The sequence below is a fragment of the Solwaraspora sp. WMMD937 genome (assembly GCF_029581175.1).
GTDB lineage: Bacteria > Actinomycetota > Actinomycetes > Mycobacteriales > Micromonosporaceae > Micromonospora_E.
This window is the reverse complement of the sequence record NZ_CP120738.1, coordinates 6,392,159-6,418,986: the sequence shown is the minus strand read 5'-3', so window position 1 is coordinate 6,418,986 and position 26,828 is coordinate 6,392,159. Positions and strand designations below refer to the sequence as shown.

The window sequence follows — 26,828 nt, the reverse complement described above, 5'->3', positions numbered from 1 at the left end:
CCTTAGTACAGGACGAGGTCACCACCGGACGCGGTCAGGTTGATCTCCTCGGTGGCGGTGCCGGTCCAGCTCGACGAGAACATCAGCGTGTCACCGTCCCAGACGGTGATCCCGATCTTGTCCAGCTGGCCCGGCCCGCTGACCAGGGTCGCGCTCACCCGCATGGTCAGTCCGGTCGCCACCGCCACCGGCTGCTGCGGGGTGGACAGGTCGAACAGCGTCACCTGGTAGCGCAGCTGCGCCGTGGCGGGGCCACCGCCGAGAGCGTACGAGCCGTACGACTCCAGAACGTTGCCCTGGAACTTGTACCGCTGGTCGCCGGAGCGGTAGCCGACCAGCACCTTGCCGACCAGCCTCTCGCCGTAGGTGATCCGGCCATCGAGGTCGAACTCGATCCGGTGATCCGGGTCCAGCGGGTAGGCGCCAGCGGTCGACTCGCTGCGCAGATAGCCGTCGCCGAGGAACCGCAGCCTGGTCGGCGGGGAGACGGTCACCGTCGCGGTGACGGACCCGGTGTAGCGGCCGTCGACCGTGGTGGTCACCGGGTGGTTGCCGACCGGCAGGGTCGCCGTACAGCTGGCCATCCCGCCGGTGCGGTCGCTGCCCCACAACTTCACCTCGGTGGCACACAGGGTGGTGTCACCGCTGGTGAAGGCGAGCTGGGCACCTCGGACGTCGCCGGCCTCGGCGCTCACCGCCGCCCGCAGCAACACCTGCGCCTGCTCCGCGCCACCCTCCGGGTGCACCAGTGTGTCCCCGGTGTACGCCACCTCGGCCGCGCGGACCTGGTCGATGCGGATGTCGGCGTCGTTGAGGTCGAAGAAGACGTTGCCGACCGCTTCGATCTTGATCCGACCGGTGGTGGTGTCGATGTTCGGCAAGGTCACCGTGGCGCTGCCGTCGTTCGGCACCGCCTCGGCCAGCACGTACGGGAAGGTCTTCGCCCCATCCGTCGAAAGTGAGATCCGCACCTGTGCGGCGTTCACCGGCGCTGCGTCGGTGCCGGCCACGTCCCAGCTGACCTCCTGAACGGAGCCGCCGAGGTAGAACGACGGAACCGGCTGCGAGGTGACCAGGAACGGACCGGCGTCCGGGGCCAGCATGACCGCGGTCTCGGCGTTGCCGACCCCGCCGCCGCCGACCCGGCCGTCGCGGGCGGTCAGCTTGAAGTGCATGGTCCGGTCGTTGGCGTAGCCCACCCAGTCGGCGGTCGGCAGGAACTCCGAGTAGCAGTCGACCAGCGCCTGCGGCAGGTTCGACGCGCTGCCGCTGGCCGGTGGTGCCGGGGCGGCCGGGCAGGCACCGGTCACCGCGTTGGTGTTGCCGGCCAGGATCTGCGCCATGTCCGGGAAGACCCGGGTCGGGTCGTCGTCGACCGCGTTCAGACCGGGGGAGTAGTACTGCTCGGTGTCGTCCGGGCCGACCAGCGCCGCCGTGCCGAACACCCGGAACAGCGGGCCGTTGGTCTTGACGTTGTCGGTCAACGCGGTGCCGGCGGTGCTGACCCCGGCGATGCCACCGCGGTCGTTCTGCTCCCACAGATAGGTGAGGGCGTCACCGTCGGCGTCGGTGGCGCTGCCGGTCAACGCGAACGGGGTTCGCACCGGGATGGTGAACTGGTCCGGCACGGTCACCACCGGGGCATGGTTGGTGGTCTCGGTAACCTGCCAGCCGCCGTTGTCGACCGGGCCGCCCTTGGCGGTCTCACCGACGAAGCCGTCCATGCCGGAATGGGGGATCAACTCCAGCGGCGGTACGTTGGTCCGCGCCACGGCTCCGCCGTTGAACGTCACCTGGAAACCAGTGTTGTCGAGCGCGCCTACACCGCCGAACGCCGCGACGGTCACCGTCGCGCCGTCCGGCCAGCCGGTCATCGACTCGATCGTCTCCTTGATGTAGGCGGTGGTGTAGCTCTCGCCGTACCCGATCTGCCGGGAGTTCCGGCCGTTGAAGGTGAACTGGAACGAGTCGCCGACAGTGTCGAAGTCGCGCAGCGACACCGTCTGCACCTCGTTGATCGCCGGCCGGGCGGAGTTCACGAACGTGGTGATTTCGTGGTAGCTGCGCTGCGACCAGTACGGGTCGGTGTGCGGCTGCAGGTTGTCCTGCTGGCAGATGCCCGCGTACGCCATGATCGACGAACCGCTGCCCGGTTCGTACGAGTTGGTGGCGCTGCGGTTGCCGCCGGAGCAGTTCCACTGGGTGCCGTTGAAGGTGTGGTTGCCGGCGAACTGGTGGCCGATCTCGTGCGCCACGTAGTCGACGGCGTAGAAGTCGCCGATCGGGTTCGGCAGGCCGGTGCAGCCGCGCGCCTTGCCGTCGCCGCCGGCCACCCCCAGCCCGGCGACCCCGCCGCCGGGCAGACCGAAGCCGATGTGCCCGACGTCGTAGCTGCTCGCCCCGACCAGTTGGCCCAGCACGATCCGGTTGCGGTTGAGCGTCGCGCCGGAACACCCGGTCAGCTGTGCCGCGGAGAAGCACGGCGCGGAGCCGCACGGCCCGTCCGGGCCGGTGGCCAGCTCGGCGGTGTTCAGGTTGGTCTTGTCGGTGTCGTTGATCAGCACGAGCCGGATCGCGGTCTCGTCTTCGTAGATCTGAGTAACCCGGTTCACCAGCGTCACCTTGGCGGCTGTCACGTTCGCCGCACCGAAATAGTCCGCGTACGACGGGTCGGTGAGGAAAGCCAGCCGGTAGGTGCGCAGCTTGACCAGCGACCCGGCGGGGTGGTCGGCCTGGGCCTGCTCGACCTCCGCGTCGATCTGCGCGGCGGTGGTGTCGACGTCGCCCCGCTCGGTCAGCGGGCCGTGCCGGTTCACCAGGTCACCGGCGTGGTAGCTGGCGTAGACGCTCTGGTCGCGGTGGTACGGGTCGACGTACCAGGACCCGGTCGACGAGCGGACCGAGGCGTGGAAGCCGAGCGGGGTCAGGTCGGCCCGGATCGTCGCCGTCGGGTCGTCGACGCCGGTGCCGGCGTACGTCCGGATGTCCGGGTGCCGGGCGGCGAGCCCGTCCTGCATCACCGGAGAGTCGACCACCGCGAACCGCTGCACCACGCCGTCCGGGTCGGGCACGGTCAGCACCAGCGGCGCCGTCGCGGCGGCCCGGTCCGACTCGTCCGGCGCCCGGTCCAGCTGGGCGGCGATCGCCTCCCGGTCCAGGGTGTACGCCGCGAACCGGTGCGCCTGGATGTCCGGCGCGCGACCGGACCGGCTGGCCGTCGGTACGTCGTCGAGCACGGCCCACGGGGTGCCGGCAATCGGCGTACCTTCCTGCGGCGCGGCACTGGCGGCCGTGGTCGGGCCGACCGCCGGCAGCAGCGCCGCCGCGACGACGGCGACGAGCAGGGCGATCAGACGGCGGTTGCCGGACCGGCTGGTCGCGGGCAGTGGCTGCGGACGGCCGTTCGGCGGCGAGTGGCGCCTCGACGAGGGCTTCCTCAAAATGTCTCCTCGGGAGTCCGTGACGATCCACAACCCGAACGGCCAGGGGTGTCCAGGCCGCCGGGCGATGGATCTCAAGGGTCGAAAGTCGACGCTAGGCCCCGAGTCGCGGGTACAGCCATCAGCCGTACGGCTGAGACAGTGCATAATGGCCGGCCTTACGAGACCGGCTCATGTGACGAGCGGAGCTCCTACTCGAAGGCGGTCAGGAACCGGTCCCGGAACGAGTCCATCTGCCACACCGGGGCCTGCGGGCCGGGGCGCAGCCCTTCCTGCCAGTCCCAGCCGGCGACCCGGTCGAGGACCGCCTGATCGCTGGTGACGATGGTGACCGGCACGTCGTGGCTGGCCCCCGGACCGGTCACCACCGGCGCCGGCTGGTGGTCGCCGAGGAAGACCACCACCAGGTCGTCGTCGCCCTGCGACTCGATGTAGGAGATGATCGTGCTCAACGAGTACGCCACCGCCTTCGGGTAGTCGCTGCGCAATCCGTCCTCCGCGGACTTGTTGGCCTGGCCGGCGGCCATCGCCTCCCGGTCGAAGACCGAACCGTCCCGGACCGTGTTCCAGTTGACCAGCTGCGGCAGCGGGGTCCACGGCGCGTGGCTGGACAGCAACGCCACCTCGGCCATCACCGGTTGGTCGTTGTCGCGCCGCTCGAAGCGGTCGAACGCCGACAGCACATACTGGTCGGGGATGGAGGCGAAGTTGAACCTGTCGCCCGCGTACCCCATGTTGCGCGAGTCGTAGACCTGGTCGTAGCCGAAGAACGCCCCCTCCGGCCAGGCCCGGCTGTTGCCGGGGAAGAAGCCGGCGACCCGCCAGCCGGCGTGGCCGAACGCCCGGGTCAACGTCAGCCGGTCACTGGCCACCAGGCTGCGGTAGCGCTGCTGGTTGTCCACCCACAGCCCGGACAGGGTGCTGGCGTGCGCCAGCCAGCTGCTGCCTCCGACCGTCGACGAGGTGAGGAACGCACTGCGCGACTGGAACCCCCGCGCCGCCAGCCGCTGCGTACCGTCGTCGAGCAGATCGCCGATCAGCGGGCTGAAGTCGGGGTGGGTGACCGCGTCCCGGCCGTAGCTCTCCACGAACGCCAGCAGAACGTCCTTGCCACGTAGCGCGGTCAGCAGCTCGTCGCCGGGCACGTCCCGGAACGCGTCGACCGCTGCCAGCTCGGCGAACTCCTGCCGGTCCTGCAGGCTCGCGCCGATCTGCATGGTGTGGTCGTACGCCAACCGGGCGGTCGCCCGGTCGGCGATCGGCAGCCCGATCGTGCGCCACTCGTCCTGGTAGACCACCACCTGCGTACCGAGCAGGGCGAACACCAGCCAGCCGGCGGTCAGCGCAGCGACCGTACCGCCGCCGATCCGTCGGTGTGCGGCCAACAGCCGGGCCAGCCGCAGCGTCGCGGCGACCAGCAGCGTCAGCACCGCGATCGTGAGCACGACGGTGCCGACCGCCGCGCCGACCGCTGCGGCCCGGCCGTAGGAGGCGTCGACGAACCGGAACCCGTCGGCCAGCAGACCCCAGTCCAGGACCGGGTCGAACGGCCGGTCCAGCACCGAGAAGAAGCCGATGTCGGCGACCTTCAGCGTGATCAGTACGCCGAGCAGCGCGCCGAGCGCGGCAGCCACCGGGGTGCGGACCCGGCCCGGCAGCACCAGCAGCAGCGCGGCGGCGACCAGCGCCTCGACCGGGATGCGGGCGAACGCGACCGGGACCACCAGATCCAGCTGGTACGGCAGGGTCATCGCGGCCAGCACGCCGCCGACCGCCAGCACGTCGGCCGACCCTCGGGTGGTACGCCGTAGCCGCTGGCGCCCGCCCTCGGTCCGCGGTGCCGTCTCGTCCGCCGCCGACGTCTGGTCCGCCGCCGCCGACGTCTGGTCCGTCACGTCGTCGGCGGTGACCGGGGCGGAGTTCGTGGCGGAGGACAAGTTCAGGCCTTCCTGGTAGTCGGCCAGGCGGTGCGCCCTGCCGGACTGGACTCAGCACGATATCCGTACCACCGGGCACCCACAAATACGCACGACCAGCCGGACCGGATCGATCTGCGGATCACCCGGCTTGCGGCCGTGACCGGTCCGCCGCGTCGACCGGTCTACTTCTGCATGGACCAGTTGCGGACGTACTTCGACCGAGCGCTCGACAGCGAACCGGCACCACCAGCGCCGCCGGACGACCTGGCCCGAGCGGCCATGGCCAGCGGTAGCCGACTACGTCGACGCAGACATATCGGGTACGCCGCTACGACGACCGTCGCTGCCGTGGCGCTCGTCGCGGTGGGCGTGCTGCTCCCGGTCAGGGATGCGCCCGTGCCCGTGCCGGCGCAGGCCGCCCTGCCGTCGGTCTCGCCCGGCTGTGAACTGGTGCGTCCCACCAGTGCTGACGTGGCGACCGAAGCCGCCGTCTACCTGAGCGTCGACGTGACCGCCGAGCAGCGGCGCGCTGTCGACGCGGCGCTGCGGGCCGACCCGCAGGTTGGGTCGGTGGAGTATGAGAGCCGGCAGGACGCGTACCAGCGGTTCATGCGGCGGTACCAGGACGATCCTGCTGTTCTGCTCGATCATCCCGACCTGATGGAGAAGGTGACCCCAGACCAGTTGCCAGAGTCCTTTCGGTTCACCTTGGCGAACCCATCGGCGTACCAGCAGGTCAGCGGCGGACTACAGGCGATGCCCGGCGTCGAGACGGTCACCGGCTGGTTCTGCCTGTACGGCACGGACAAGCAGGTGGGCGAGTGAGTGGGGTTCGGGTCGTAGCGCCGGTCGCTGCGCACTTACCGGCGGAGCCGGCACCGACGAGGTCGGAGCGCGGCGGCGGTCCGCTGGCCCGGTGGGCCGCCAGCCGTCGGAAGCAGCGAGAGGCCGGGGACGAGGCGTTCAGCGCATTCGTCGTCGACGCGGCCCCCCGGCTGCGCCGCGTCGCGTACCTGATGTGCCGGGACTGGCATCTCGCGCAGGACCTCACCCAGATCACCTTCACTCGGATGTACGCCTCGTGGAACCGGATCTGGCCCACGGCGAACCTGACCGCGTACAGCCGTCGGGTGCTGATCAACGCGGTCTCCGACGCGATGAAGCGGCGCAGCCGCACGGAGCTGGTGCTCGCCGAGCCGCCCGAGCCGGCGGGCCAGCCCGCCGGCTCGGGCGGCTCGGCCGAACTGCAGGTGGCATTGCTGCGTGCGCTGGCGGAGCTGCCGGTGCGCGATCGGGCGGTGCTGGTGCTGCGGTACTGGGAGGACCAGAGCGTGCAGGCTGTCGCCGAGATCCTCGGCATCACCACATCGGCGGTGAAGATGTGCAGCATGCGGGCGCTGCAACGGCTGCGTACCGTCCTCGGCGAGGACTTCCCGACCAGCTGATCGGAGCTGCGACCGAGGCTGGGCGGCATGCCACCCGCGTCGACCTCACCGCACCGGCCGACGTCGCCCTACCGCTGGACGTTGCTCGACCTGGTCGTCGCGACGGCGGTGGCCACCGTCGCCTGGCAGTACCGTGCCTCGCTGGCGGACCTGGCGATCGGCTTCGGCATGGCGGTGGCGCTGGTGTGGCGGCGGCGCCGACCGGTGACCGTGATGCTGGCCGTGACCGTGCTCGGTGGGCTGCAACTGTTCGCCGCCCCGGGCGTGCCGGCACTCTACGACGTTGCGGTGCTGATCGCGATGGCCGGGTTGGCGCCGGCCCGCCAGGCCGCCCGGGTCAGCCCGGTCGCCGCCATCGGCGACCCGGACTGAACGGTACCGACGGTGAGTGGGCGGCGGTACGTCGATGCTGGGCGGCGTCACCCCGTACCGCAATGGCTCAGCCGGCCTTGCGCCGGGTAGCTGGGTCGTCAGCCTCGTCGAGGTCGACGATCGGGGCCTGCTGCACCGCGACCGTGAGAGCCTCCAGTGCACGGCGCGCGTCGTCGGAACTGCGGTAGCTCGCAGCACTAGTGGCCAGGATTTCACCGTTCGTACCGACCAGCCGCCAGCGATAGGTACGGAGTCTCCCGCTGACCAACTCGAAGCGAACCTGCCGGAGCTGATCAAACGGACCCGTCACCCGGACGGGCTCGCTATCGGCCAGCATGGCGTCGAATACATCCTCGGTCACGTCGAACTCGGCCAGCTCATCCTGCTGCATGCCTACCATCATCCCCCTCATCCGCCCACCAGCACAGTCCGCAGCCGCCAAGTGCCATCCTTGACGTCCACCGGCTGCAGAATCACCCGCAGCAGCCGTCCCTGCTCATCGTGTGCGACTACCAGAAGCCTACGGCCATGATCGGGATGGTCGTGCCATCCAACGCGAAGTGGGACCGCTGGCCACTGGCACGCGGCTCGGACCTGATCGCCGGTGACACCACGCCGGGAGCGGATCTTTGACTCGATACTCGGCGGTACCTCGATGTAGCCGATCCAGAACGTTGGCACTCGACAACCCTAGGTCACCTTGGTTGGCTGCGCGTCAATGCGTCCTATGGCTGTGGATGGCCAGCGACCGCAGGTCCTCTCTGACCTGGGGCGATGATGGTGCGCCCGGTAGGGTTCGAACCTACGACCTTGGGATTAGAAGTCCCCTGCTCTATCCGCTGAGCTACGGGCGCTTGCTGATCTTCGTCCTAGCGTGCACATAGTAGTGGTCGCAGGTTGCCGTGACGAGTCAGTCGGTCTCCGGTAACCCTCGGTCGACCGGGCGTTTCGCCGCCACCGGTTGACCGGGGTCCGGGCCTAGCGGCTCGGTGGTGAAGTAGCCGCGCAGCCAGCGGTCCAGCTCGCTGAACAGCTCGTCACGGGCCGGCTGGTGGGACAGGGTCAGGTCGTGCAGGCCGCCGTCGATGCGGACCACGGTGACGTGCCGGCCGAGCCGGGGGGCCCACCGGGCCATGTGCTCGACGTCGAGCACCGCGTCGGCCAGGGTAGCCGAATCGTGCCAGCTGTGGCTGCGGTAGGACCGGGAGGAACAGGCCAGCAGGACCGGCGCGGTGATGTGCAGTCCGGCACGCAGTTGTCGTTGGGCGCGGCGGATAGCGGTCAGCCAACCGGCCCGCACCGGGAACCCGGCGAGCGGCTTCCACTCCAGGTCGTAGTTCCAGTGTCCGCGCTGGGAGGCGTGCACGCTCTGCCCGTACACCCGGGAGAGCCCGACCGGGACGACGCGGTAGGGCGAGCGGCCGGTGAGACGGCAGACGGCCGCGGCCACCGGCCGGCGGAGCAGCCACGGTGCATTGAGGTCGAAGAACGGGCTGTTCAGGAACAACCCGTCCGGTGCGGTGCCCTGGCTGGCCCGCGCATCGGCCCAGATCGCGGCGATCAGCCCACCGGTGGAGTGGCCGTTGACCAGCAACGTCTCGTTGCCGTCCTGCTCGCGGATGATCCGGGCAGCGGCGTCCAGTTCCGGAAAGTAGTCGCTGAGGTCGCGGCAGAAGTTCGGGGTCTGGTGCGGTAGCAGGCTCCGGCCGTACTTGCGCAGGTCGAGGGCGTAGAAGTCCCAGCCGCCGCGGACGAAGTGGTCCGCCAGATGGGTCTGGAAGAAGTAGTCGACGAAGCCGTGCAGGTAGAGCACCGCCCGCCCGGCCGGCCGGTCCGCCCGGCGGCGGACCAGGGTCGCGACGACCGGACCCTCGTCGTCCGGGTCCAGCTCGATGACCTGCTGCTCGTACGGGAGTCCGAGGATGTCAGGCTGCACGACCTCGACCGTACCGCCGGATGGTTACCTCCGGGTAGGACCGCGCTGCGCGTCGCACAATCGAAGGCGGCACTGCCAGCGGCCGAGCGGCGGTGCGCGGCGCGAGGAGGTGGGGAGATGAAGGCCGAACAGGCGACGGCGTTTCTGCGGGCGAACCATCGGGCAGTGATGGTGACCCGGCATCCGGACGGTCGGCCGCAGACCAGCCCGGTGCTGGTAGCCGTCGATGACGCCGGCCGGGTGCTGGTCAGCACCAGGGAAGGCGCGGTCAAGGTGCGCAACCTGCTGCGTGACCCACGGGTCACGTTCTGCGTGATGCCGGACCGGTTCTTCGGTGACTGGGTGCAGATCGACGGACAGGCGGAGGTGGTACGGCTACCCGAGGCGCTCGACGTGCTGGTCGACTACTACCGGCGGATCTCCGGGGAGCATTCCGACTGGGACGACTACCGGGCTGCGATGCGCCGCGACAAGCGGGTGGCGATCCGGGTGACCGTCACACATGCCGGCCCGGACGTGCATGGTTGAGCACCGTCGAGGGGTGACGACGCCCCGGCTCCGGTGCCCATAGCAGATGGATCGGAGCGCGTCCCGGTCTGTCCACAGCACGGGCATCGTCCACAGGCGCCGCCCCTGCGCTGGTGGGGGTCGGTTCGTCGGGGTGACGCTGGACGCCGAGTCGACTCGGTTCCAGCCCAGTCCCACGAGCCCATGCGGAGATGCGATGTTTGACACTTACGTAACGATTGTCGGTAACGTGCTGACCACGCCGGACTGGCGGCGGACCACCCAGACGAACACGCTGGTCGCCAACTTCAAGGTGGCTTCGACGGCGCGCCGGCTCGACCGGGAGAACAACCGCTGGGTCGACGGCAACAGCCTGCGGGTCCGGGTGAACTGCTGGCGAAAGCTGGCCGAAGGGGTGTGCTCCTCGGTCATGCTCGGCGACCCGGTCGTGGTGGTCGGCCGGCTCTACACCCGAGACTGGGTGGACGGCGACGGTAACAACCGCCTGCAGTACGAAATGGAGGCGGTCGCGGTCGGGCACGACCTGGCCCGAGGGCGCGGTCGGTTCACCCGCAACCGACCGACGTTGGCGACCAGCGAGGTCGATGGCGACGACCCGGAGCGGCGGGTACAGGGCGAGGTCACCGCTGAGGTGCCGGCCGACGAGGTGCCGGTGACTCGCAACGAGCTGTTCGACGGTGACGACGACCCGATGTTCCTGGAGCCGTCGGTGCCGTCTCCGGTCGAGGGGGAGCCGAACCGCCCGGCCGGCCGCCGGCCCGTCACCCTCGCAGTCGACGTGCTTGCTGCTGCCGCGACTGCCGACACCGGGCCCAGCATCACGGCGGACGGTCACGCCGGTGACGACCACGGCGAGGCCTCGGACGTCGCGGTGGACGAGCCGCAGTCGTCCAGCGGTGACGGGCATTCCGACGGTCCGGACGGCGACCCGCTGCCGGCCGAGGAGCAGTCGGGACCTTCCGGACGGGCCCGACGGTCGCGGAGCCGGGCAGCGGTGCCGGTCTGAGCCGGACCATTCGGAGCTGACGGGGGGTGTGGTGGCGCGGTGGTAATCGGCCGTGCCACCACACCGGCCGCCGGCCCAGTCCCGGTGACCGGGCCAACGTAAGCTGCCACAGTGGCTACCAGCGTTGGCGGGAGCAAGATGTCGGCCGTCGCAGCCACGGCCGGCGGCCTGGCCGCCGGCTACGCCCTGGACACCCTGTTCGGCGACCCGCGCCGCTGGCATCCGGTCGCCGGGTACGGCCGGTTGGCCGGTGCCGCCGAGCGCCGGCTGTACCGGCCGACCCGTCGGGCCGGCGTCGCCTACACGGCCGTGGCCGTCGGGGGGCCGGTGATCGCCGCCGTGGCGGCGTCGGTGCTGACCCGACGACATCCGATCGCCCGGGCTGCTCTCGTCGCCGGCACCACCTGGGCGGTGCTCGGCGGGCGGACGCTGCGGACCGAGGCACAGGTGATGGCGCGGGCGCTGCACCGGGCAGACGTACCAGCGGCCCGACGCCGGCTCAACCATCTCTGCGGCCGGGACCCGGCCACGCTCGACGCGCCGGAGCTGGCCCGGGCGACCGTCGAGTCCGTCGCCGAGAACACCTCGGACGCCGTGGTCGCGCCATTGTTCTGGGGGGCCGTCGCAGGTCTGCCCGGCCTGGTCGGCTACCGGGCGGCGAACACGTTGGACGCCATGGTCGGGCACCGGTCGTCGCGCTACGAACGGTTCGGCACGGCCGCGGCGCGACTCGACGACCTGCTGAACTTCGCGCCGTCGCGGCTCACCGGGCTGGCCGCCGTGTGGTGGTCGCCAGCGGTCAAGGGCGACCGGGCACGGGCCTGGCGGGTGTGGCGTCGGGACCGCGCCGACCATCCGAGCCCCAACGCCGGTCAGTGCGAGGCGGCGTTCGCCGGGGCGCTCGGGGTCCGGCTCGGTGGGCGCAACGTCTACTTCGGGCGTTCCGAGGTGCGTCCGTATCTTGGTGACGGTCCGCGCCCCTCACCTCGGCAGATCCACCGGGCAGCGACGCTGTCCCGGCGGGTCGGCAACACCGCCGCGGCAGTGTCCGTGTTGGCGGCTCCCGTGGTGCAGCTGGTCGCCGCGCAGCTGACCGCGCAGGCGGTCAGAACCGCCGTGCGGGCCATCCGCCCCCGGTAGCAACACCACCAGGAGCAGGTTGGGCAGCGAGACCAGGGTTGCTTAGCGACACCACCAGGAGCGGAAGGGAGGCCGGGGTGCCGGGGAGTGCTGGCCCTGTCGGTGGTGGTGGCCTACTGGTCGCCGGGACCACCTCCGACGCGGGCAAGAGCTTGCTCACCGCCGGAATCTGTCGATGGCTGAACCGGCGTGGGGTGCGGGTCGCGCCGTTCAAGGCACAGAACATGTCCAACAACTCGGCGGTGGTCGTCGGGTCGGACGGTCGGGGCGGCGAGATCGGACGGGCGCAAGCGGTGCAGGCAGCCGCTTGCGGGCTGGAGCCGCAGGTACGGTTCAATCCGGTCCTGCTCAAACCGGGCAGTGACCGGGCCAGCCAGGTCGTGCTGCTGGGGGAGGCGGTCGACACCGTCACCGCGACCAACTACCGTGCGATGCGCTCCCGCCTCGCCGACACCGTGCACACCACCCTCGCCGAGCTGCGTGGCGAGTACGACGTGGTGATCTGTGAAGGAGCCGGCAGCCCAACCGAGATCAACCTGCGGGCTGGCGACTTTGTCAACCTCGGGCTGGCCCGGCATGCCGGGCTGCCGGCGATCGTCGTCGGTGACATCGACCGGGGTGGCGTCTTCGCCGCCATGTTCGGCACCGTAGCCCTGCTCGGCGCCGAGGACCAGGAACACATCGCCGGGTTCGTGATCAACAAGTTCCGTGGTGATCAGGAGTTGCTGCAGCCCGGGGTCGACATGCTGCACCAGGTGACCGGCCGACCCACCTACGGGGTGTTGCCCTGGCAGCCCGATCTCTGGCTGGACGGCGAGGACTCGCTGGCGTACGGCCAGACGATCGGACGACCCACGGTGCCGCGCGGCCGCGAAATCCTGCGGGTCGCGGCGGTGCGACTACCCCGAATGTCCAACGCCACCGATCTCGAAGCGCTCGCCGCCGAGCCGGGCGTGCAGGTCCGGCTCACCGTCGACCCGACCGAGGTCGTCGCCGCCGACCTTGTCGTCCTGCCCGGCACTAGATCGACCGTTGACGATCTGGCCTGGTTGCGGGGGAACGGGCTGGCTACGGCGGTGACCGCGCACGCCAGCGCCGGCCGCCCGCTGCTCGGCATCTGCGGCGGTTTCCAGATGCTCGGCCGGGTGATCCACGACGAGGTGGAGAGCCGCCGGGGCACGGTACCGGGTCTCGGCCTGTTGCCCGTCGAGATCACTTTCGCCGAGCGCAAGACCGTCACCCGCAGCGCGGGGCGGGCCTACAGCGACGTCCCGGTACGCGGCTACGAGATTCACCACGGGTACGTCTCCCGGTCCGATGGGTCGACCTCGCCGCTGTTCACCGGCACCAGCACTGAGGTGGGCACCGGCACCGGCCATGGCGCGACGGGCGGCACCGAGGGCGTACGGCTCGGTTCGGTGTACGGCACCCACTGGCACGGTGCCTTCGAGGCCGACGAGTTCCGTCGCCGCTACCTCACCGACGTGGCCCGCCAGGCCGGCCGGCACGGCTTCGCCGTCGCGCCGGACACCAGCTTCACGGCGCTGCGCCAACGCGGACTTGATCTGCTCGGCGACCTGGTGGAGGAGCACCTGGACACCGCCGCGCTGTGGCGGCTGATCGAGTCCGGGCCGCCCGCCGGACTACCGTTCATCCCACCCGGAGCTCCCCGGTGACGCGGGGGATCTCGACCTTCGAAAGTCTGGCCCGGCGGGTGTACGCCGCCCCGGCTCGCCTCGGCCGGATCCGGCTCGTCGTCGTCGACGGCCCGAGCGGCGCCGGCAAGTCCACCTTCGCCGACCGCCTGGCCACTGCCTGCGCGACGATCACGGCGACAGAGCTGGAGCCGGCCACGGAGCCGTTCAGCACCGCCGCCGGACCGGCCGTCGCGGTCGTACACACCGACGACCTGTTGGATGGCTGGCGTGACCAGTTCACTTTCTGGCCCCGGCTCAGCGCCTGCGTGCTCGACCCGCTGCGGACCGGCCGTCCGGCCCGCTACCGACGATACGACTGGGCCGCCGGGCGGTTCGGCGCAGACTGGACCGTGATCGAACCGCCCGTCGTACTCGTGATCGAAGGGGTGAGCGCGGCCCGCGCGGCGGTCCGGCCGGCCGCGACGCTGTCGGTCTATGTCACCGCGCCAGAACCGGTGCGCCTGGCCCGGTCGCTCACCCGCGACGGGGCCGCGATACAGCCGACGCTCGACCGCTGGCGGCGGGCCGAGGAGCGGTTCTTCTCCGCCGACGGTACGCCTGGTGCGGTCGATTTGCTCGTCGACGGCGCTGCTGAGCTCCAGTCCGGCCAGCTGGCGTACGGGTGGATCCGGGCCTGGCCGGACGTAGACGCCGGTGGCGCAGGTGGGGCACCATCGGCCGGGTAGGCCAGTCAGCCGATCCCGGGGAGCGTCCGCCATGACCGCAGACGACGACGGCACCACGCCCACGACTGCGGCCAGCGGCGGTACGCCGGACGCCACCACCCCGCCGGACCGGCGGCGGATCACGTTGACCGGGATCAGCTCCCGTGCCTGGGAGCACCCGGCCGACCGGGGCGCGTTGACCGCGCTCCGTGAGCTGCGTGGCTTCGACGACGTGGTCCGGACGTTCTTCGGGATGTGGAACGAGCGGGCCTTCCGGCTCAGCTACCTGGCGTCGGCGATCCGGGTTGACCACCGCCAGTACCCTCGGGTGCACCGGTTGCTCGCCGAAGCGGCGACCGCGCTGGACGTTCCGGAGCTGCCGGAGCTGTTCGTGACCCAGTCCCCGGTGCTCGGTGCCCAGGCCATCGGCCTGGACAAACCGTTCATCGTGGTCAACACCGCCTGCGTACAGCAGCTCGACGACGCCGAGCTGCGGACGCTGCTCGGCCACGAGCTGGGGCACGTCCGCAGTGGTCACGCCGTCTACCAGACAATTCTCGCCATCCTGACCCGCTGGGCGGCGAACCTGAGCTGGCTGCCGGTCGGCGCGATCGCGCTGCGGGCGATCATCGCAGCGATGCTGGAGTGGTGGCGCAAGGCGGAGTTGTCCGGCGACCGTGCCGGGCTGCTCGCCGGTCAGGACCCGGCGGCGGCGCAGCGGCTGCTGATGAAGCTGGCCGGCGGCGGCGACCTCAGCCAGATCGACACCGCCGCGTTCCTGGAGCAGGCTGCCGAGTACGACGGCGGCGGTGACCTGCGGGACAGTCTGCACAAGTTCCGGATGACCGCCTGGAGCACCCACCCGGTGCCGGTGGCGCGGGCCGCGGCACTACGGCAGTGGATCGACTCCGGCGGGTACGCGCAGGTGCTGGCCGGTGACTACCCGCGCCGTGCCGACGACCCGGCCGCTTCGGTGACCGAGGAGATCAAGGCAGCCGCGCAGGCGTACCGCGAGGAGTTCGGCCGCAGCCAGGATCCGTTGGTCGGCCTGCTGCGTCGGCTGGGTTCCGGCGCGGCCGACGTCGGCGAGTGGGCCAGCGGGGCCGCCGGCCGCGCCCGGTCCTGGATGGGCGCGGCCAGCTCCACCGGCCGGCCCGGTGGCCGGCGGAGCTGACTTCAGGCCGGCCCGGTGGCCGGCGGGCCGAGCTGCCGCCGGTCAGCGCAGCGCGGCCAGCCGCCGCTCGACCACGTCGGGATCGAACCGCCCCGGGTCCAGCGGTGCCTGCCCGTCGTCGAGACCGAGCCAGTCGCGCCGGTCCGCGTGCTCCGGATGGGACGGGTCGGCCAGCACGTCGAGCAGATGGGCGTAGCCCCAGACGCCGCCGCAGTCCTCCGGTGGGGCGGCCCGCTCGCCTCCCGTACACCGGGGGTAGATCGCCGTCGGGTCGCGGTCGGTGACCGCCACGACGGTGATCTCGTGGGTCCAGTCGTCGCCGAAGTCGTACCGGTAGGTGAACGTGTCGCCGACTGCCGGGGCGACCTGCTCCAGGGTGACCTTGCGCTCCGACTGGTGCCCGGTCCGGTCACCGGGCGGTGCGAAATCGCCGTACGGCGTCTCGAACAGGTGCAGGTGGCTGTCGTCCCAATCGAACGCCGACTGGATCACGTGGTGCAGGTCCTCCAGCGGAGTGTCACCGACGACCTCCAGCTGCCGCCGGACCGGCGGCTCGCTGTCAGCCAGCACCACGTCGACCCGGTAGACCGGCGCCGGTCCCTGTGACTTCTTCCGTCTGGCCGGCAGGTTGCGCGTCGGCGCCGGCCGGACCGACCCGGGACGGCGCTGCGCGGGGAACCCACGGCCGTCGGGCAGGACGGGGAGCAGGTCCACCAGGTCGTCGGGACCGGCTTCGTGGTGCGGGGCCGGCGGCCGGCCCGACTCCGGCATGGTGGCCAGCCGGGCGTCCAGCAGGGTGGCCAGCACCGGGTACGGCGGTCCTTCGTCGTCGTCGGGCTCCGGTTCGTCGTCGAGTTCGGCGTCGGCCTCGTCGTGCACGCCGCGGGCGTCCAGCGCCTGCTCGACGTGCCACCGCAGGTCGGCCGGGTCGAGTCGGGTCCGGGTCGTGCCCGGATCCCGGGTCAGTTCGTCCAGGGCCGCCGGCAGTTGGTCACCGTCCAGCAGCAGGATGTCCTGTGCGGCAGCGCAGTCGGCGTGGTCGACGATCACCATCATGGCGTGCGTACGGCCGGCCCGTCGGAAGGCGACGGTGAAGACCGAGTCGGTCCCGTCCGGGCTGTCGATCCGCCAGCAGTCGTCCACCGTCACCTCGGCGGCGACCTCGTCGGCCCACTTCGGCATCGGTACGCCGGTCCCGGCGAGGGACGTCGCCGCGGCTCTGGCCTCCTCGGCGGCGGGCGGTGGGGACACGGCGGCGATTGCGGTCAGCAGGGCCACCGCCTCGGGGCCGCCTCGGTCGGCTAGCTGCGGAATGAGTCCGTCGCGGAGCGGGCGGACGCCGTCGGGGTCGGGTTCGTCGCCGACCATCGCGACGAACATCGCCCCGGTGAGTTCGGCGGCGATCGGATCGTCGTCGTCGACCAGGGCGGCGGCGCCGCTCAGCAGGGTGCCGATGACGTCGCCGGACTCCTCACTGCAGCCGGGGCAGTCGCACGGTTCGGGGTTGTCGGTGCCGTCCATCGCGCCAGTGTGCCCGTCCGCTGGCGGCGGCGCGAGGCGAGGCCCACGGCGTGTCGTCGGATGAGAACCGGACGGCCCTACCATCGTCGGATGACGACTGCCATTCCCACCGCCGCCGACCTGCGGTCCGCCATCGCCCGGGAGCTGCCCGGGGTCCGCGCCGACCTGGAGCGGCTGATCCGTATCCCCGGTATCGCCTTCGACGGGTTCGACCACAGCCAGGTGGAGCGGTCCGCCGCAGCGGTCGCCGAGCTGGCCCGGGGCTGCGGGCTGGACGTGCAGGTGGTCCGGGCCGGCGGGCAGCCGGCGGTGCTCGGCCGCCGGCCGGCGCCGCCCGGCGCCCCGACGGTGCTGCTGTATGCCCACCACGACGTGCAGCCGGTCGGCGATCCGGCGCGGTGGTCCAGTGACCCGTTCGAGCCGGTGGAGCGGGACGGCCGGCTGTACGGGCGTGGTGCCGCCGACGACAAGGCCGGAGTCATGGCGCACGTCGCCGCGCTGCGGGCGTTCGGCGACGCGCTGCCGGTCGGTGTGGTGCTCTTCGTCGAGGGGGAGGAGGAGTACGGCAGCGAGTCGCTTTCCCGACTGCTCGACGCCCACCGCGACGAGCTCGCCGCCGACGTGATCGTCATCGCCGACTCGGCGAACTGGGAGATCGGCGTACCGGCGTTGACCACGTCGCTGCGGGGTCTGGTCAACTGTTTCGTCGAGGTCCGCACCCTCGAGCAGGCGGTGCACAGCGGCATGTTCGGCGGTCCGGTGCCGGACGCGCTGACCGCGCTCTGCCGGCTGCTGGCCACCCTGCACGACGAGGCCGGCGACGTGGCGGTACCGGGCCTGGTCGGCCGGACCGGCTCCGCCGTGGACCTGCCGGAGCAGCGGATACGGGACGAAGCCGGCATGGTCGACGGGGTGCGGTTCACCGGCACCGGAGCGTTGACCGACCGGCTGTGGACCAAGCCGGCGCTGGCCGTGCTCGGCATCGACGCCCCGGCCACCGACGGCGCCCCGAACGCCCTGGTGCCGGCGGCGCGGGCCAAGCTGAGCCTGCGGTTGGCCCCGGGTGACGACCCGTCGGCGGCGTACGCGGCGCTGACCGCGCACCTGCGGGCAAAGGCCCCGTGGGGGGCACGGGTCGAGGTGAGCCTGGAAAGTGACGGCGACGCCTGCGTGATCGACGCGACCGGTCCGTACTTCGACGCGGCCCGCGCGGCGTTCGCGGCGGCGTGGGACGGCGTGGCGCCGGTGGACGTCGGCGTCGGCGGTTCGATTCCGTTCATCGCCACCTTCCAGGAGATGTTCCCGGACGCGGCGATCCTGGTGACCGGGGTGGAGGACCCGTACACCGGCGCGCACGGGCCGAACGAGAGCCTGCACCTGGGCGAGTTCGCCCGGGTCTGCCTGGCCGAGGCGTTCCTGCTCGCGGCGGTCGCGGATCCGGCGATTCAGCTGCGCGGGCTTCCGCCGGTACGCTAGTGTTTCGAACATGAGTACGAACGAGGTGATTGCGCGGCTCGACGCCGCGGTCAGTGCTCTGCGGGGCGTCAGCGTCTCCGCTTGGTCCGAGGAGTCGCTGCGCGCCCAGCTCGGCGAGGTCTCGGTCGCCCTCTGCGCCATTGATTCCGCGTTGGCCCGGGTGGCCGACGAGGTGCGTGCCCACGGTCTGCGGGTCGAGGAACCGGCCACGGCTGGCGTCTCAAGCGGGTCGTGACCTGGTCTGTCGGTCGGCCGTGACCTGGGTCCCGGCCGACCGACGAAGGGAGCCAGGGCCGACGGACGTCGGTCTCAGACCAGCGGGGTGTGGTCGGCCGGCACGCGCTCGGCGGCCGGTGGCGGCCCCGGCGGGCTGCCGGTGCCGAACGGGCGCCCGCCGAGCCTGTCGCGTCCGTGCGGGGTCAGCCAGTTGGTCAGGTCCGGGCCGGCCGGTACCACTCCGGTCGGGTTGATGTCCCGGTGGACCTCGTAGTAGTGCCGTTTGATGTGGTCGAAGTCGATGGTGTCCCCGAATCCCGGCGTTTGGAACAGATCGCGGGCGTACGCCCAGAGCACCGGCATTTCGGTCAGCTTCTGCCGGTTGCACTTGAAGTGTCCGTGGTAGACGGGGTCGAAGCGCACCAGTGTGGTGAACAGTCGTACGTCGGCTTCGGTGATGGTGTCGCCGACCAGGTAACGCTGGTTCTCCAGTCGCGTGGAAAGCCAGTCGAGCCGGTCGAACAACCGTCGGTACGCCGCTTCGTATGCCTGCTGGCTGCCGGCGAACCCGCAGCGGTAGACCCCGTTGTTCACGTCGGCGAAGACCACTGAGTTGACCTCGTCGATCTCGTCGCGCAGCGGCTCCGGGTAGAGCTGCGGCGCGCCGCTGCGGTGGTACGCGGTCCACTCGGTGGACAGGTCGATGGTCATCTGGGCGTAGTCGTTGGTCACCACCTGCCCGGTCGGCACGTCGACGAACGCCGGCACGGTGATGCCGCGCTCGTAGCCGGGGAACCGGGCGAAGTAGGCGTCCTGTAGCCGTTCGACACCGAGTACCGGATCGCGTCCGTCCGGGTCGAGGTCAAAAGTCCAGCTGCGCTTGTCGTGGGTGGGCCCGGCCACGCCCATCGACAGAGCCTGTTCCAGACCGAGCAGCCGGCGGACGATGATTGCCCGGTTTGCCCACGGGCACGCCCGGCTGACCACCAGACGATATCGATCCGGCTCCACCGGGTATCCGTCGCGACCGTCGGCGGTGATCCGGGTTGCGATGTACCGCTGGTCGCGGGTGAACTCGCCGCCGGGGTTGACGTAGCTGCCGTCTGCCGTCTTCGCCATGTCTGCACCGTACCCACTCGACGCGCGCCGCACCTGGTCCGGACGCAGTCGGGTCGACAGCGGCAGCTTCCTGTGCGGTATCGGTCATGCCGGTGGCTTCGGTAGACGTCGGACGGGGATTGGTAGTCTGCTCAGCCAGTTATCGCCCGGCGACGTGCACCCTGGCTCATCGTCGTGCAACTCTCCGGTGGGCGTTGACCCACCTGAAATCACCCCGGAGGCAGGGCATGGCTTCACTCGACACGGCACTCAAGGACGCGATGGGCATCGAGGGTGCCATCGGTGCCGCGCTGGTCGACTATTCCAGCGGCATGACACTCGGCACCGCCGGTGGCTCTGCTGAGATGGATCTCGCGGTGGCCGCAGCAGGGAACACGGACGTGGTCCGGGCCAAGATGCGCACCCTGGAGATGCTGAAGATCGCCGACGGCATCGAGGACATCCTCATCACGCTGGACACCCAGTACCACCTCATCCGCCCGGTCTCCTCCCGGTCCGGTCAGGGCCTGTTCTTCTACCTGGCGCTGAGCCGTTCGCGGTCGAACCTGGCCCTGGCCCGGCACCAGTTGCGACAGGTCGAGGCCTCGATCGAGCTCTGACCGGGCCGGTAGGAGTTTTCGTCTGCTCGCCGGGGCGGGCGGCCGGGTGCGCTCGGCGGCCCTTCCCGGCGAGTGCGCTGCCCGGGTGGAGAGACGACACCCGCACCGTACCGTCGAACGGAGATCAGTCATGTCTGGAACCAACGGCAGCGTTCCGTCGCCTCCGGATCCGGCGTCCGCTGAACTTGCCTCGCTGAAACACGGCGTCACCGGCGTGATCGGCTCGGTGATCGCCGGTGTCGACGGGCTGTTGCTGCTGCACGATCTGACCGACGGGACAGAGCCGCACGACCTGGCGGCGCTCGCGGCGGCGACCTTCGGACTTGGCCGGCAGACCGGCCTCGCGCTGCGGCAGGGCCCGTTCCGGGAGTCCACCGTCCGCAGCCACAAGGGCTATTTCTCGGTGTACGCGATCAATGACAGTGCGCTACTCGCGGTGCTCGGCGCAGACGGGTTGAACGTAGCCCGGTTGCATATCGAGGCGCGCGGAGCGGCCGGTCGGTTGACCACCATGCTCGACGAGCACCTGGCAAATCAGGTACGCCTCTGAGTAGACGTCAACCCAAGGTTGACGTCGGGACATGCGTCAACCTATGGTTGACGCATGTCCGAATACCTGCCGCTCGGCAATCCGGTCCGGCTCGACGACCTGATCGCCGGAATCAAACGAGCCAGTGACGATCGACTCGCCCAGCTCAGCAATGCCGTCGTCGTCGGCGACCACCTTGGCGAGCTCGCCGATCACCTGATCGGCCACTTCGTCGATCAGGCCCGTCGGTCCGGCGCGTCCTGGACCGAGATCGGGCGCAGCATCGGGGTCAGCAAGCAGGCCGCGCAGAAGCGGTTCGTGCCGAGGACCCCGGAGGAACCCAACGACCTTGACCCGCAGCAGGGGTTCGGCCGGTTCACTCCGCAGGCCCGCAACGTGGTGGTCGCCGCGCAGCACGAGGCCCGCAGAGCCGGCAACGACGAGATCACCACCGGGCATCTCGTGCTGGCTCTGCTGGCCGACCCGGACAGCCTTGCCGCTCAGGTTCTGACCGAACGGGTGGGCGACCCGGATCGGATTCGTCAGGTGGCGGTGACCGCCCTGCCGCCGGCGGTCGACCACGTGCCGGAGCTTGTCCCGTTCGACGCCCAGGTGCGCAAGGTGCTGGAGTTGACCTTCCGCGAGGCGCTACGGTTCGACGACCGGATGGTCGGAACGGCCCACATCCTGCTCGCCCTGCTGGAGTACGCCGCCGGGGCCGGCCCGCTGGCCGATCTGGGAGTCACCAAACCCGATGTCGAGACGTACGTCCGCTCCGCGGCCTCCCGGGAGGACCTGCCGGCGTCCTGACCGGCCAGCGGCGGTCGCGGCCGTCCGACAATTCAGCCGTCAGCCGTCAGCCGTCAGCCGTCAGCCGTCAGCCGTCGGTCTCGGCGGCCGATGGTTGGCGGTTGGCGGGCAACTTGCGGGTGTCCCGCAGCTGAAGGTACGGCTCGCGGTCGTCCGGATGACCGGCCGCGATCGCCCGGCCCCGCTCCAGTTCGGCGTCCAACTCGCCGCCGAGCAGGATCGCGATGTTGGTCAGCCACAACCAGACGAGGAAGACGATCACGCTGGCGATGGCACCGTAGGTCTCGTTGTACGACCCGAAGTTGGCGACGTAGAACGCGAACCCGGCAGAGACCAGCAGCCAGAGCAGCACCGCCAGGACGCTGCCCGGGCTCACCCACCGGAACCCGCCCTGCCGGGCGTTCGGCGTGGCCCAGTACAGGATCGAGAACATCAGGCTGACCAGGACCACCAGCACCGGCCACTTGGCGACGTCCCAGGCGGCGACCGCCTCCGGCCCGACGCCCAGCAGTTCCCCGGTCCGGGCGGCCAACTCCCCGGTGAAGACCACGATCAGCGCGCTGGCGATCAGCATCAGCCCGATGACCGCGGTGACGCCCAGCCGGATCGGCAACGTCTTCCAGATCGGGCGACCCTCCGGCACGTCGTAGATGGCGTTCGCGGCCCGCATGAAGGCCCCGATGTAGCTGGACGCCGACCAGAAGGCGGCGAGCAGACCGACGATGGCCACCAGGCCGGCCGTATCGGAACTTTCCCGGACCTGGGCGATCGCCTGGTCGAGGAAGCCGCCGATCTCGCCGGGCGCGAGACCGCCGATCACGCCCTGGACGTCATCGGTGGCGCCGCCGCCGAGTAGCCCGAGCACCGCCACCAGCACCAACAAACCAGGAAAGATCGACAGTACGCCGTAGTAGGTGAGCCCGGCCGCCAGGTCGGGCACCGCGTCGGCGGTGACCTCGCGGACCGTACGCCGAGCGGCCGCCCACAGCGACGCAGTTGACAGCCGGGCAGGACTGGCCGGCCCGTCGTCCGGCCCCACCGGCGGCCGGCCAGGATCGTCCGGGTCACGGCGATCGGTCGCCGGCCCGTCCCGGTCCGGCTGAGTCCCTGTGGTACCCGCTGTCGACATCGTGGCGACCTCCGATCGGTACGGTACGGTACGAGGATCCTGCCCAACCGCCGTCCCGGCCAATCCTCGGGTCGCCCGCCCGCCCGGGCCGGAGGGACCGACTTCAGGCAACGCCCCTGATTGCCGGATCGGGTCGGACGCGGACCCCGGGCCGGATGCGGCGATGAATGGCGGCAGCCGGCTGACGGCGGCCCGGCCCGCGTCGGCCGCATCTCAAGGGGCGCTGCAGTACCTGGCGGCACACTTCTCGGTGCGTGACATTCACGACGGAAGGAATCCGATGACACTTCGTGCCACGATTGTCGGTGCCGGGCTCGCCGGATCGTTGACCGCGGTCGCGTTGGCCCGTTCCGGCGTCGGAACTTCCGTCTACGAGGCGTACCTCGATCCAGCCGGGACGACCGGGGGCTTTCTCAACCTGACCGCCAACGCGCTCGGTGCGCTGCATTCGGTCGGCTGTCTGGAGCAGATACAGGCACGCGGGATCGTGGTGAACCGGTTGTGCCTGTGGAACGGCGAAGGCCGGCTGCTGGGCCGACTGTCTCGGGCCGGTCGCCTGGCCAACCGGACGATGAATCTGTCGATCATGCGTGGCGACCTGGTGTCCGTACTGCGCGACGAAGCGGTTCGGGCCGGGGCAGAGGTCCACACCGGCCGCTGGCTGGCCGGTGCCACCAGCAGCACCGGTGGGGTGACTGCGCAGTTCATCGACGGGGCCCGGGTGGAGTGCGACGTGCTCGTCGGTGCCGACGGGACGCATTCGCGGGTGCGCAGGGTGATCAGCAACGCGGCGCCACCGCCCGAGTACGGCGGACACTGCGCGATCGACGGGGTGACCCGGCTGCCGGGCATCGCGGCCGGGACGTTGCATCTGGTGGTCAGCCGGCAGGGCTGCTTCCAGTACACGCCAAGCCGGACGGCACCGTCTGGTGGAACGCACTGGTGCCCACCGGCGACCTCGACCAGGCGGGGCTGGCCGGCATCAGCGAGCAGGGCTGGCGAAGCCGGCTGTCCGCCCAGTACGGGCAGGGCGATACCCCGTGCGCTGCCCTGATCGCGCAGTGCGCGACGCTGGGCCGGCCCGCGCCGATCTACCTGCCGCAGCGGTTGATCTCGGTGCCGGCGGTCCGGGAGCGCCGTCGGGCGGCCGGCGGCCAGTGCGTGGACCGCTGCCACGGGTAGCCGGGCAGGTCGACGCCGAACCCGTCGGGCAGCCCGGCGAACGGGGCCAGCCCGGCGACGTAGCCGCGGCCGAACGCGGCAGCCAGGTCGGCCGGGGTGCCCTGGTCACGGCGCAGCGTGGACAGCACCCGTGGCGGCTCCGGCCGGGCCGCCGCGAGCTGCTCCAGCGCCGGTACCAGCACCGGGTGCGGGCTGATCTCCACGACGTGGGTGACGCCGTCGTCGAACAGCCGGCCCATCGTGTCGTGGAACTGCACCGGCTGGCGCAGGTTGTCCACCCAGTAGCGGGCGTCCATCTCCGGCTCGGCCAGCGGGGCGACCCGGACCGTGGACATCAGCTCGACCTCGCCCTGACCGGGCCGCAGCTCGTGCAGCGCGGTGAGCAGGTCGTCGGTGAGCGCGTCCATCTGCGGGCTGTGTGAGGCGTAGTCGACGTCGACCAGCAGGCAGAAGACCTCGTCGGCGTCGAGCAGCTCCTTGAGGGTGAGCACCGCCTCGGTCTCGCCGGACAGTACGCACGAGCTGGGACCGTTGTGCACCGCCAGGGAGACCAGCTCCTCGAAGCCGGCGAGCGCGTCGAGCGCCGCTTCCCGGTCCAGCGAGACGGCGAGCATCCGGCCGTTACCGGAGGTACGCAGCGCGAGCGCGCTGCGCCGGGCCACCACCATCGCGGCGTCGGAGTAGCTGAGGATGCCGGCGACCGTGGCGGCGGCGACCTCGCCCTGGCTGTGCCCGACGACCACGTCCGGCACCACGCCGTTGGCCCGCCACAGCTCGGCCAGCCCGACCGAGGTGGCCCACAGGGTCGGCTGCAGCATGTCCACCCGGGACAGCCAGCCGTCCCCGGCGGCGCCGGAGACCACCTCGGCCAGGTCCCAGTCGACGTACGGCCGTAGCGCGTCGGCGCACCGGTCCATGACCTTCGCGAACGTCGGCACCTCGGCGTAGAGCCGTTGCCCTATGGCCGCCCACTGGGCACCCTGCCCGGGGAAGACGAACGCGGTCCGGCCGGTGGTGTCGGCCCGGCCGGCGGTGATCCCGGCGAGGTCCGCCTGTGGGTCGTCCAGATGGGCGTCGATCAGCGTCACGGCCGATTGGGCGTCAGCCGCGACCACGGCGGTACGCAGCGGGAAGTGGTCGCGGCGGTGGCCGGCTCCGCGCGGCGGTTCGTGCCGGCCGGCGGGTCGGCGACCACGACGTGTGCGTTCGTGCCTCCCCAGCCGAACGAGTTGACGCCGAGGCAGACCGCCTCGTCGACCGGCAGCGGCAGCGGCTCGCGGACCAGCTGCAGGTTGAGGCCGGTGAAGTCGATGGCGGGGTTGAGCTCGGCGGAGTGCAGGCTGGGCGGCACCACCCGGTGTTCGATGGCGAGCAGCACCTTGACCAGGCCGGCGAGCCCGGCGGCCGCCTCGGCGTGTCCGATGTTGGTCTTCACCGAGCCGATGGCCAACGGAGTACCCACCTGACCACCGTCACCGGCGCGGGCGCCGGCCCGGCCGAGGACCCGGCCGATGGCGCCGGCCTCGATCGGGTCGCCCCGGCCGGTGCCGGTGCCGTCCGCCTCGACGTAGCGCAGCCGGTCGACCACGCCGTCCAGCCCTTGGTACGCCCGGCGCAGCAGGTCCTCCTGACCGGCCGGGTTCGGGGTGACCAGGCTCTCCCCGCCGCCGTCGTTGTGCCGTGTAGAGCCCCTGCAGGGCGCCGGCGCATCCCGAGGTGAGCTGGAAGGTCGGGATGTCGTTGAGTCCGAGCCGGTCGGCGACCAGGTTGACGGTGGCCGGCATCAGGTGGTCGGGCGACGCGGTGGTCAGGATGACGAAGTCGAGGCTGGCCGGGTCCAGACCGGACCGCAGCAGGGCCTGCTCACCGGCGGCGGTGGCCAGGTCGCTGGTGGACCGGGGCACCCTGGGCGGGCCGTCCGGCCGGCAGAAGTAGCGGGTGCGGTTGCCGGTCATCGCGTCCAGCCACCGTTCGTGTAGGCCGAACCGGGCGGCCATGTCCGCGTTGGTGACCGGCTCGCCGGGTAGTACCTCACTGAGGGATACCAGTCGCACGGCTGCGTCCTTACGTCGGTTCGTGCGGGTACGGGGAATCGGGATTGGCCGGCGGGTCAGCCGTACCGGCTGACGTCGTGGAAGAAACCGGGCACGGTGTGCAGTCCGCCGGCCGCCGCGACGCTGTCGTAGACGTACTTGGCCAGCACCAGGTCCAGCGCCCCGAGTCCGAACGGGGAGAAGACCACTGGCTGGTCGGCGGGGATGTCGATCCGCCCGGTCAGCACGTCGTCCAAGGTGCCGGCGACGAACCGGCGGTGCCCCACCCGCTGCTCGGTCAGGTGCACCGAGGTGTCGGCCTTCATGCAGTGTTCGACGTCGTCGACCACGTTCGTCGAGGCGAGGATCAGCTCCGGGGACAGGTCACGCAGCGAGACGTGCAGCACCAGCGGATGGTGGGCGAGCAGTCGCGGGTCGGACAGGTGGGGCCGGCCGGCGACGGTGGCGAAGACGACCAGCGGGTACGACCGGACCAGCTCCTCGGCGCTGCCGTACAGCTGGACGTCGTCGTGCCCGCCGCGGACCAGATGGTCGCGGAACCCGCCGGCGTGCTCGGCGGACAGGTCGTACAGTCCGACGCTGTCGAACTCGCACCCGTTGCCGACCAGGTAGGTGTGGATGTACGGCGATCAGGCCGGTGCCGACGAAGCCGACCCGGCGCGGTACCCCGCCGCGGGCGGCGGACAGCCGCAGCGCGGCGGACGCTGCGGACGCGGCGGTCCGGGTCGCGCTGATGATCGAGGACTCCAGACAGGCAATCGGGTACCCGGTCTCGTAGTCGTTGAGAACCAGCACGGCTGTGCCGCAGAGCTGGCAGGAACGGCGGTTGATGCCGACCTGCGAGGGTGGTGAGGTTCGATACGAGGCCGAC

At 71.1% G+C, this 26,828-nt stretch carries 26 protein-coding genes and 1 tRNA gene; 15 read left to right on the top strand and 12 right to left on the bottom strand.

Features of this window, described 5'->3' with window-relative positions; genetic code table 11:
• Positions 1–2 precede the first annotated feature (2 nt).
• Positions 3–3,440: a M12 family metallo-peptidase gene (locus tag O7621_RS28355; protein ID WP_282232034.1), complete on the bottom strand. Its 3,438-nt coding sequence runs from the start codon at positions 3,438–3,440 to the stop codon at positions 3–5.
• Between the two features lie 191 nt (positions 3,441–3,631).
• Entirely contained in the window at positions 3,632–5,377 is a 1,746-nt protein-coding gene (locus O7621_RS28350; protein WP_282232033.1) for a sulfatase-like hydrolase/transferase, read from the bottom strand.
• Positions 5,378–5,515: 138 nt separating this feature from the next.
• Between O7621_RS28350 and O7621_RS28345 the strand changes: the two genes are divergently transcribed.
• The 3 genes from O7621_RS28345 to O7621_RS28335 are packed head-to-tail and all read left to right on the top strand — an operon-like array spanning position 5,516 to position 7,176.
• Positions 5,516–6,184 (top strand): permease-like cell division protein FtsX, encoded by a 669-nt coding sequence (locus tag O7621_RS28345; RefSeq protein ID WP_282232032.1) that lies wholly within the window; start codon positions 5,516–5,518, stop codon positions 6,182–6,184.
• A complete protein-coding gene (locus O7621_RS28340; protein WP_282232031.1) occupies positions 6,181–6,804 on the top strand; it encodes a SigE family RNA polymerase sigma factor in 624 nt (207 codons plus the stop codon). Before O7621_RS28345 ends, O7621_RS28340 begins: the two co-directional genes overlap by 4 nt.
• Before the next feature lie 27 nt (positions 6,805–6,831).
• A complete protein-coding gene (locus O7621_RS28335) occupies positions 6,832–7,176 on the top strand; it encodes a hypothetical protein (RefSeq protein ID WP_282232030.1) in 345 nt (114 codons plus the stop codon).
• 67 nt (positions 7,177–7,243) lie between these two features.
• Here O7621_RS28335 and O7621_RS28330 read toward each other — a convergent pair whose 3' ends face one another.
• The 3 genes from O7621_RS28330 to O7621_RS28320 form a co-directional block, all read right to left on the bottom strand.
• Positions 7,244–7,567 carry a YegP family protein gene (locus O7621_RS28330; protein ID WP_158632248.1) on the bottom strand — a complete coding sequence of 108 codons (324 nt, stop codon included), beginning with the start codon at positions 7,565–7,567 and terminating at the stop codon, positions 7,244–7,246.
• A gap of 387 nt (positions 7,568–7,954) precedes the next feature.
• Positions 7,955–8,030: transfer RNA gene (locus tag O7621_RS28325), tRNA-Arg, on the bottom strand.
• 56 nt (positions 8,031–8,086) lie between these two features.
• On the bottom strand, positions 8,087–9,112 hold the full coding sequence (locus tag O7621_RS28320) for an alpha/beta hydrolase (protein WP_282232029.1): 1,026 nt from the start codon (positions 9,110–9,112) through the stop codon (positions 8,087–8,089).
• Between the two features lie 117 nt (positions 9,113–9,229).
• On the opposite strand from O7621_RS28320, the gene O7621_RS28315 reads away from it, so the two are divergent.
• The 6 genes from O7621_RS28315 to O7621_RS28290 all read left to right on the top strand — a co-directional run bounded on the left by O7621_RS28315 (position 9,230) and on the right by O7621_RS28290 (position 15,322).
• Positions 9,230–9,640, top strand: a complete 411-nt coding sequence (locus O7621_RS28315) for a PPOX class F420-dependent oxidoreductase (protein ID WP_282232028.1) — start codon at positions 9,230–9,232, stop codon at positions 9,638–9,640.
• 196 nt (positions 9,641–9,836) lie between these two features.
• Entirely contained in the window at positions 9,837–10,646 is an 810-nt protein-coding gene (locus tag O7621_RS28310) for a single-stranded DNA-binding protein (RefSeq protein WP_282232027.1), read from the top strand.
• Positions 10,647–10,784: 138 nt separating this feature from the next.
• Positions 10,785–11,786: a cobalamin biosynthesis protein gene (locus O7621_RS28305; protein ID WP_282232026.1), complete on the top strand. Its 1,002-nt coding sequence runs from the start codon at positions 10,785–10,787 to the stop codon at positions 11,784–11,786.
• A 77-nt stretch (positions 11,787–11,863) separates the two neighbouring features.
• Entirely contained in the window at positions 11,864–13,462 is a 1,599-nt protein-coding gene (locus O7621_RS28300) for a cobyric acid synthase (protein WP_282232025.1), read from the top strand.
• The gene (locus O7621_RS28295; protein ID WP_282232024.1) at positions 13,459–14,169 is read left to right on the top strand and encodes a hypothetical protein; all 711 of its coding nucleotides are present in this window, start codon (positions 13,459–13,461) and stop codon (positions 14,167–14,169) included. The genes O7621_RS28300 and O7621_RS28295 overlap by 4 nt, the downstream gene beginning before the upstream one ends.
• Before the next feature lie 31 nt (positions 14,170–14,200).
• Entirely contained in the window at positions 14,201–15,322 is a 1,122-nt protein-coding gene (locus O7621_RS28290; protein ID WP_282232023.1) for a M48 family metallopeptidase, read from the top strand.
• Between the two features lie 42 nt (positions 15,323–15,364).
• Here O7621_RS28290 and O7621_RS28285 read toward each other — a convergent pair whose 3' ends face one another.
• Entirely contained in the window at positions 15,365–16,843 is a 1,479-nt protein-coding gene (locus O7621_RS28285) for a plasmid pRiA4b ORF-3 family protein (RefSeq protein ID WP_282232022.1), read from the bottom strand.
• 90 nt (positions 16,844–16,933) lie between these two features.
• On the opposite strand from O7621_RS28285, the gene O7621_RS28280 reads away from it, so the two are divergent.
• Positions 16,934–18,319 (top strand): dipeptidase, encoded by a 1,386-nt coding sequence (locus O7621_RS28280; protein ID WP_282232021.1) that lies wholly within the window; start codon positions 16,934–16,936, stop codon positions 18,317–18,319.
• A gap of 10 nt (positions 18,320–18,329) precedes the next feature.
• Positions 18,330–18,554 (top strand): hypothetical protein, encoded by a 225-nt coding sequence (locus O7621_RS28275; RefSeq protein WP_282232020.1) that lies wholly within the window; start codon positions 18,330–18,332, stop codon positions 18,552–18,554.
• A 74-nt stretch (positions 18,555–18,628) separates the two neighbouring features.
• Here the strand turns inward: O7621_RS28275 and O7621_RS28270 are convergent, their stop codons facing one another.
• Entirely contained in the window at positions 18,629–19,654 is a 1,026-nt protein-coding gene (locus tag O7621_RS28270; protein WP_282232019.1) for a glutathione S-transferase C-terminal domain-containing protein, read from the bottom strand.
• Between the two features lie 227 nt (positions 19,655–19,881).
• Here O7621_RS28270 and O7621_RS28265 point away from each other — a divergent pair, with 227 nt between their 5' ends.
• The 3 genes from O7621_RS28265 to O7621_RS28255 all read left to right on the top strand — a co-directional run bounded on the left by O7621_RS28265 (position 19,882) and on the right by O7621_RS28255 (position 21,592).
• Positions 19,882–20,253, top strand: coding sequence for a hypothetical protein (locus tag O7621_RS28265; RefSeq protein WP_282232018.1), 372 nt, complete (start codon positions 19,882–19,884; stop codon positions 20,251–20,253).
• A 130-nt stretch (positions 20,254–20,383) separates the two neighbouring features.
• Complete coding sequence (locus O7621_RS28260) at positions 20,384–20,803, top strand: roadblock/LC7 domain-containing protein (RefSeq protein ID WP_282232017.1); 420 nt, start codon at positions 20,384–20,386, stop codon at positions 20,801–20,803.
• A 54-nt stretch (positions 20,804–20,857) separates the two neighbouring features.
• The gene (locus O7621_RS28255; RefSeq protein ID WP_282232016.1) at positions 20,858–21,592 is read left to right on the top strand and encodes a Clp protease N-terminal domain-containing protein; all 735 of its coding nucleotides are present in this window, start codon (positions 20,858–20,860) and stop codon (positions 21,590–21,592) included.
• A 67-nt stretch (positions 21,593–21,659) separates the two neighbouring features.
• Here O7621_RS28255 and O7621_RS28250 read toward each other — a convergent pair whose 3' ends face one another.
• Complete coding sequence (locus O7621_RS28250) at positions 21,660–22,721, bottom strand: YihY/virulence factor BrkB family protein (RefSeq protein WP_282232015.1); 1,062 nt, start codon at positions 22,719–22,721, stop codon at positions 21,660–21,662.
• 280 nt (positions 22,722–23,001) lie between these two features.
• On the opposite strand from O7621_RS28250, the gene O7621_RS28245 reads away from it, so the two are divergent.
• Positions 23,002–23,775, top strand: a complete 774-nt coding sequence (locus tag O7621_RS28245; protein ID WP_282232014.1) for an FAD-dependent monooxygenase — start codon at positions 23,002–23,004, stop codon at positions 23,773–23,775.
• A 37-nt stretch (positions 23,776–23,812) separates the two neighbouring features.
• Here the strand turns inward: O7621_RS28245 and O7621_RS28240 are convergent, their stop codons facing one another.
• From O7621_RS28240 to O7621_RS29270, 4 genes are all read right to left on the bottom strand, one after another.
• Positions 23,813–24,991 carry an acyltransferase domain-containing protein gene (locus O7621_RS28240; RefSeq protein WP_282232013.1) on the bottom strand — a complete coding sequence of 393 codons (1,179 nt, stop codon included), beginning with the start codon at positions 24,989–24,991 and terminating at the stop codon, positions 23,813–23,815.
• Positions 24,988–25,557, bottom strand: a complete 570-nt coding sequence (locus O7621_RS28235) for a ketoacyl-synthetase C-terminal extension domain-containing protein (protein ID WP_282234774.1) — start codon at positions 25,555–25,557, stop codon at positions 24,988–24,990. The genes O7621_RS28240 and O7621_RS28235 overlap by 4 nt, the downstream gene beginning before the upstream one ends.
• Before the next feature lie 456 nt (positions 25,558–26,013).
• Positions 26,014–26,343 carry a hypothetical protein gene (locus O7621_RS28230; protein ID WP_348775270.1) on the bottom strand — a complete coding sequence of 110 codons (330 nt, stop codon included), beginning with the start codon at positions 26,341–26,343 and terminating at the stop codon, positions 26,014–26,016.
• A complete protein-coding gene (locus O7621_RS29270) occupies positions 26,321–26,752 on the bottom strand; it encodes a hypothetical protein (RefSeq protein ID WP_348775269.1) in 432 nt (143 codons plus the stop codon). Before O7621_RS29270 ends, O7621_RS28230 begins: the two co-directional genes overlap by 23 nt.
• Between the last annotated feature and the right edge of the window lie 76 nt (positions 26,753–26,828).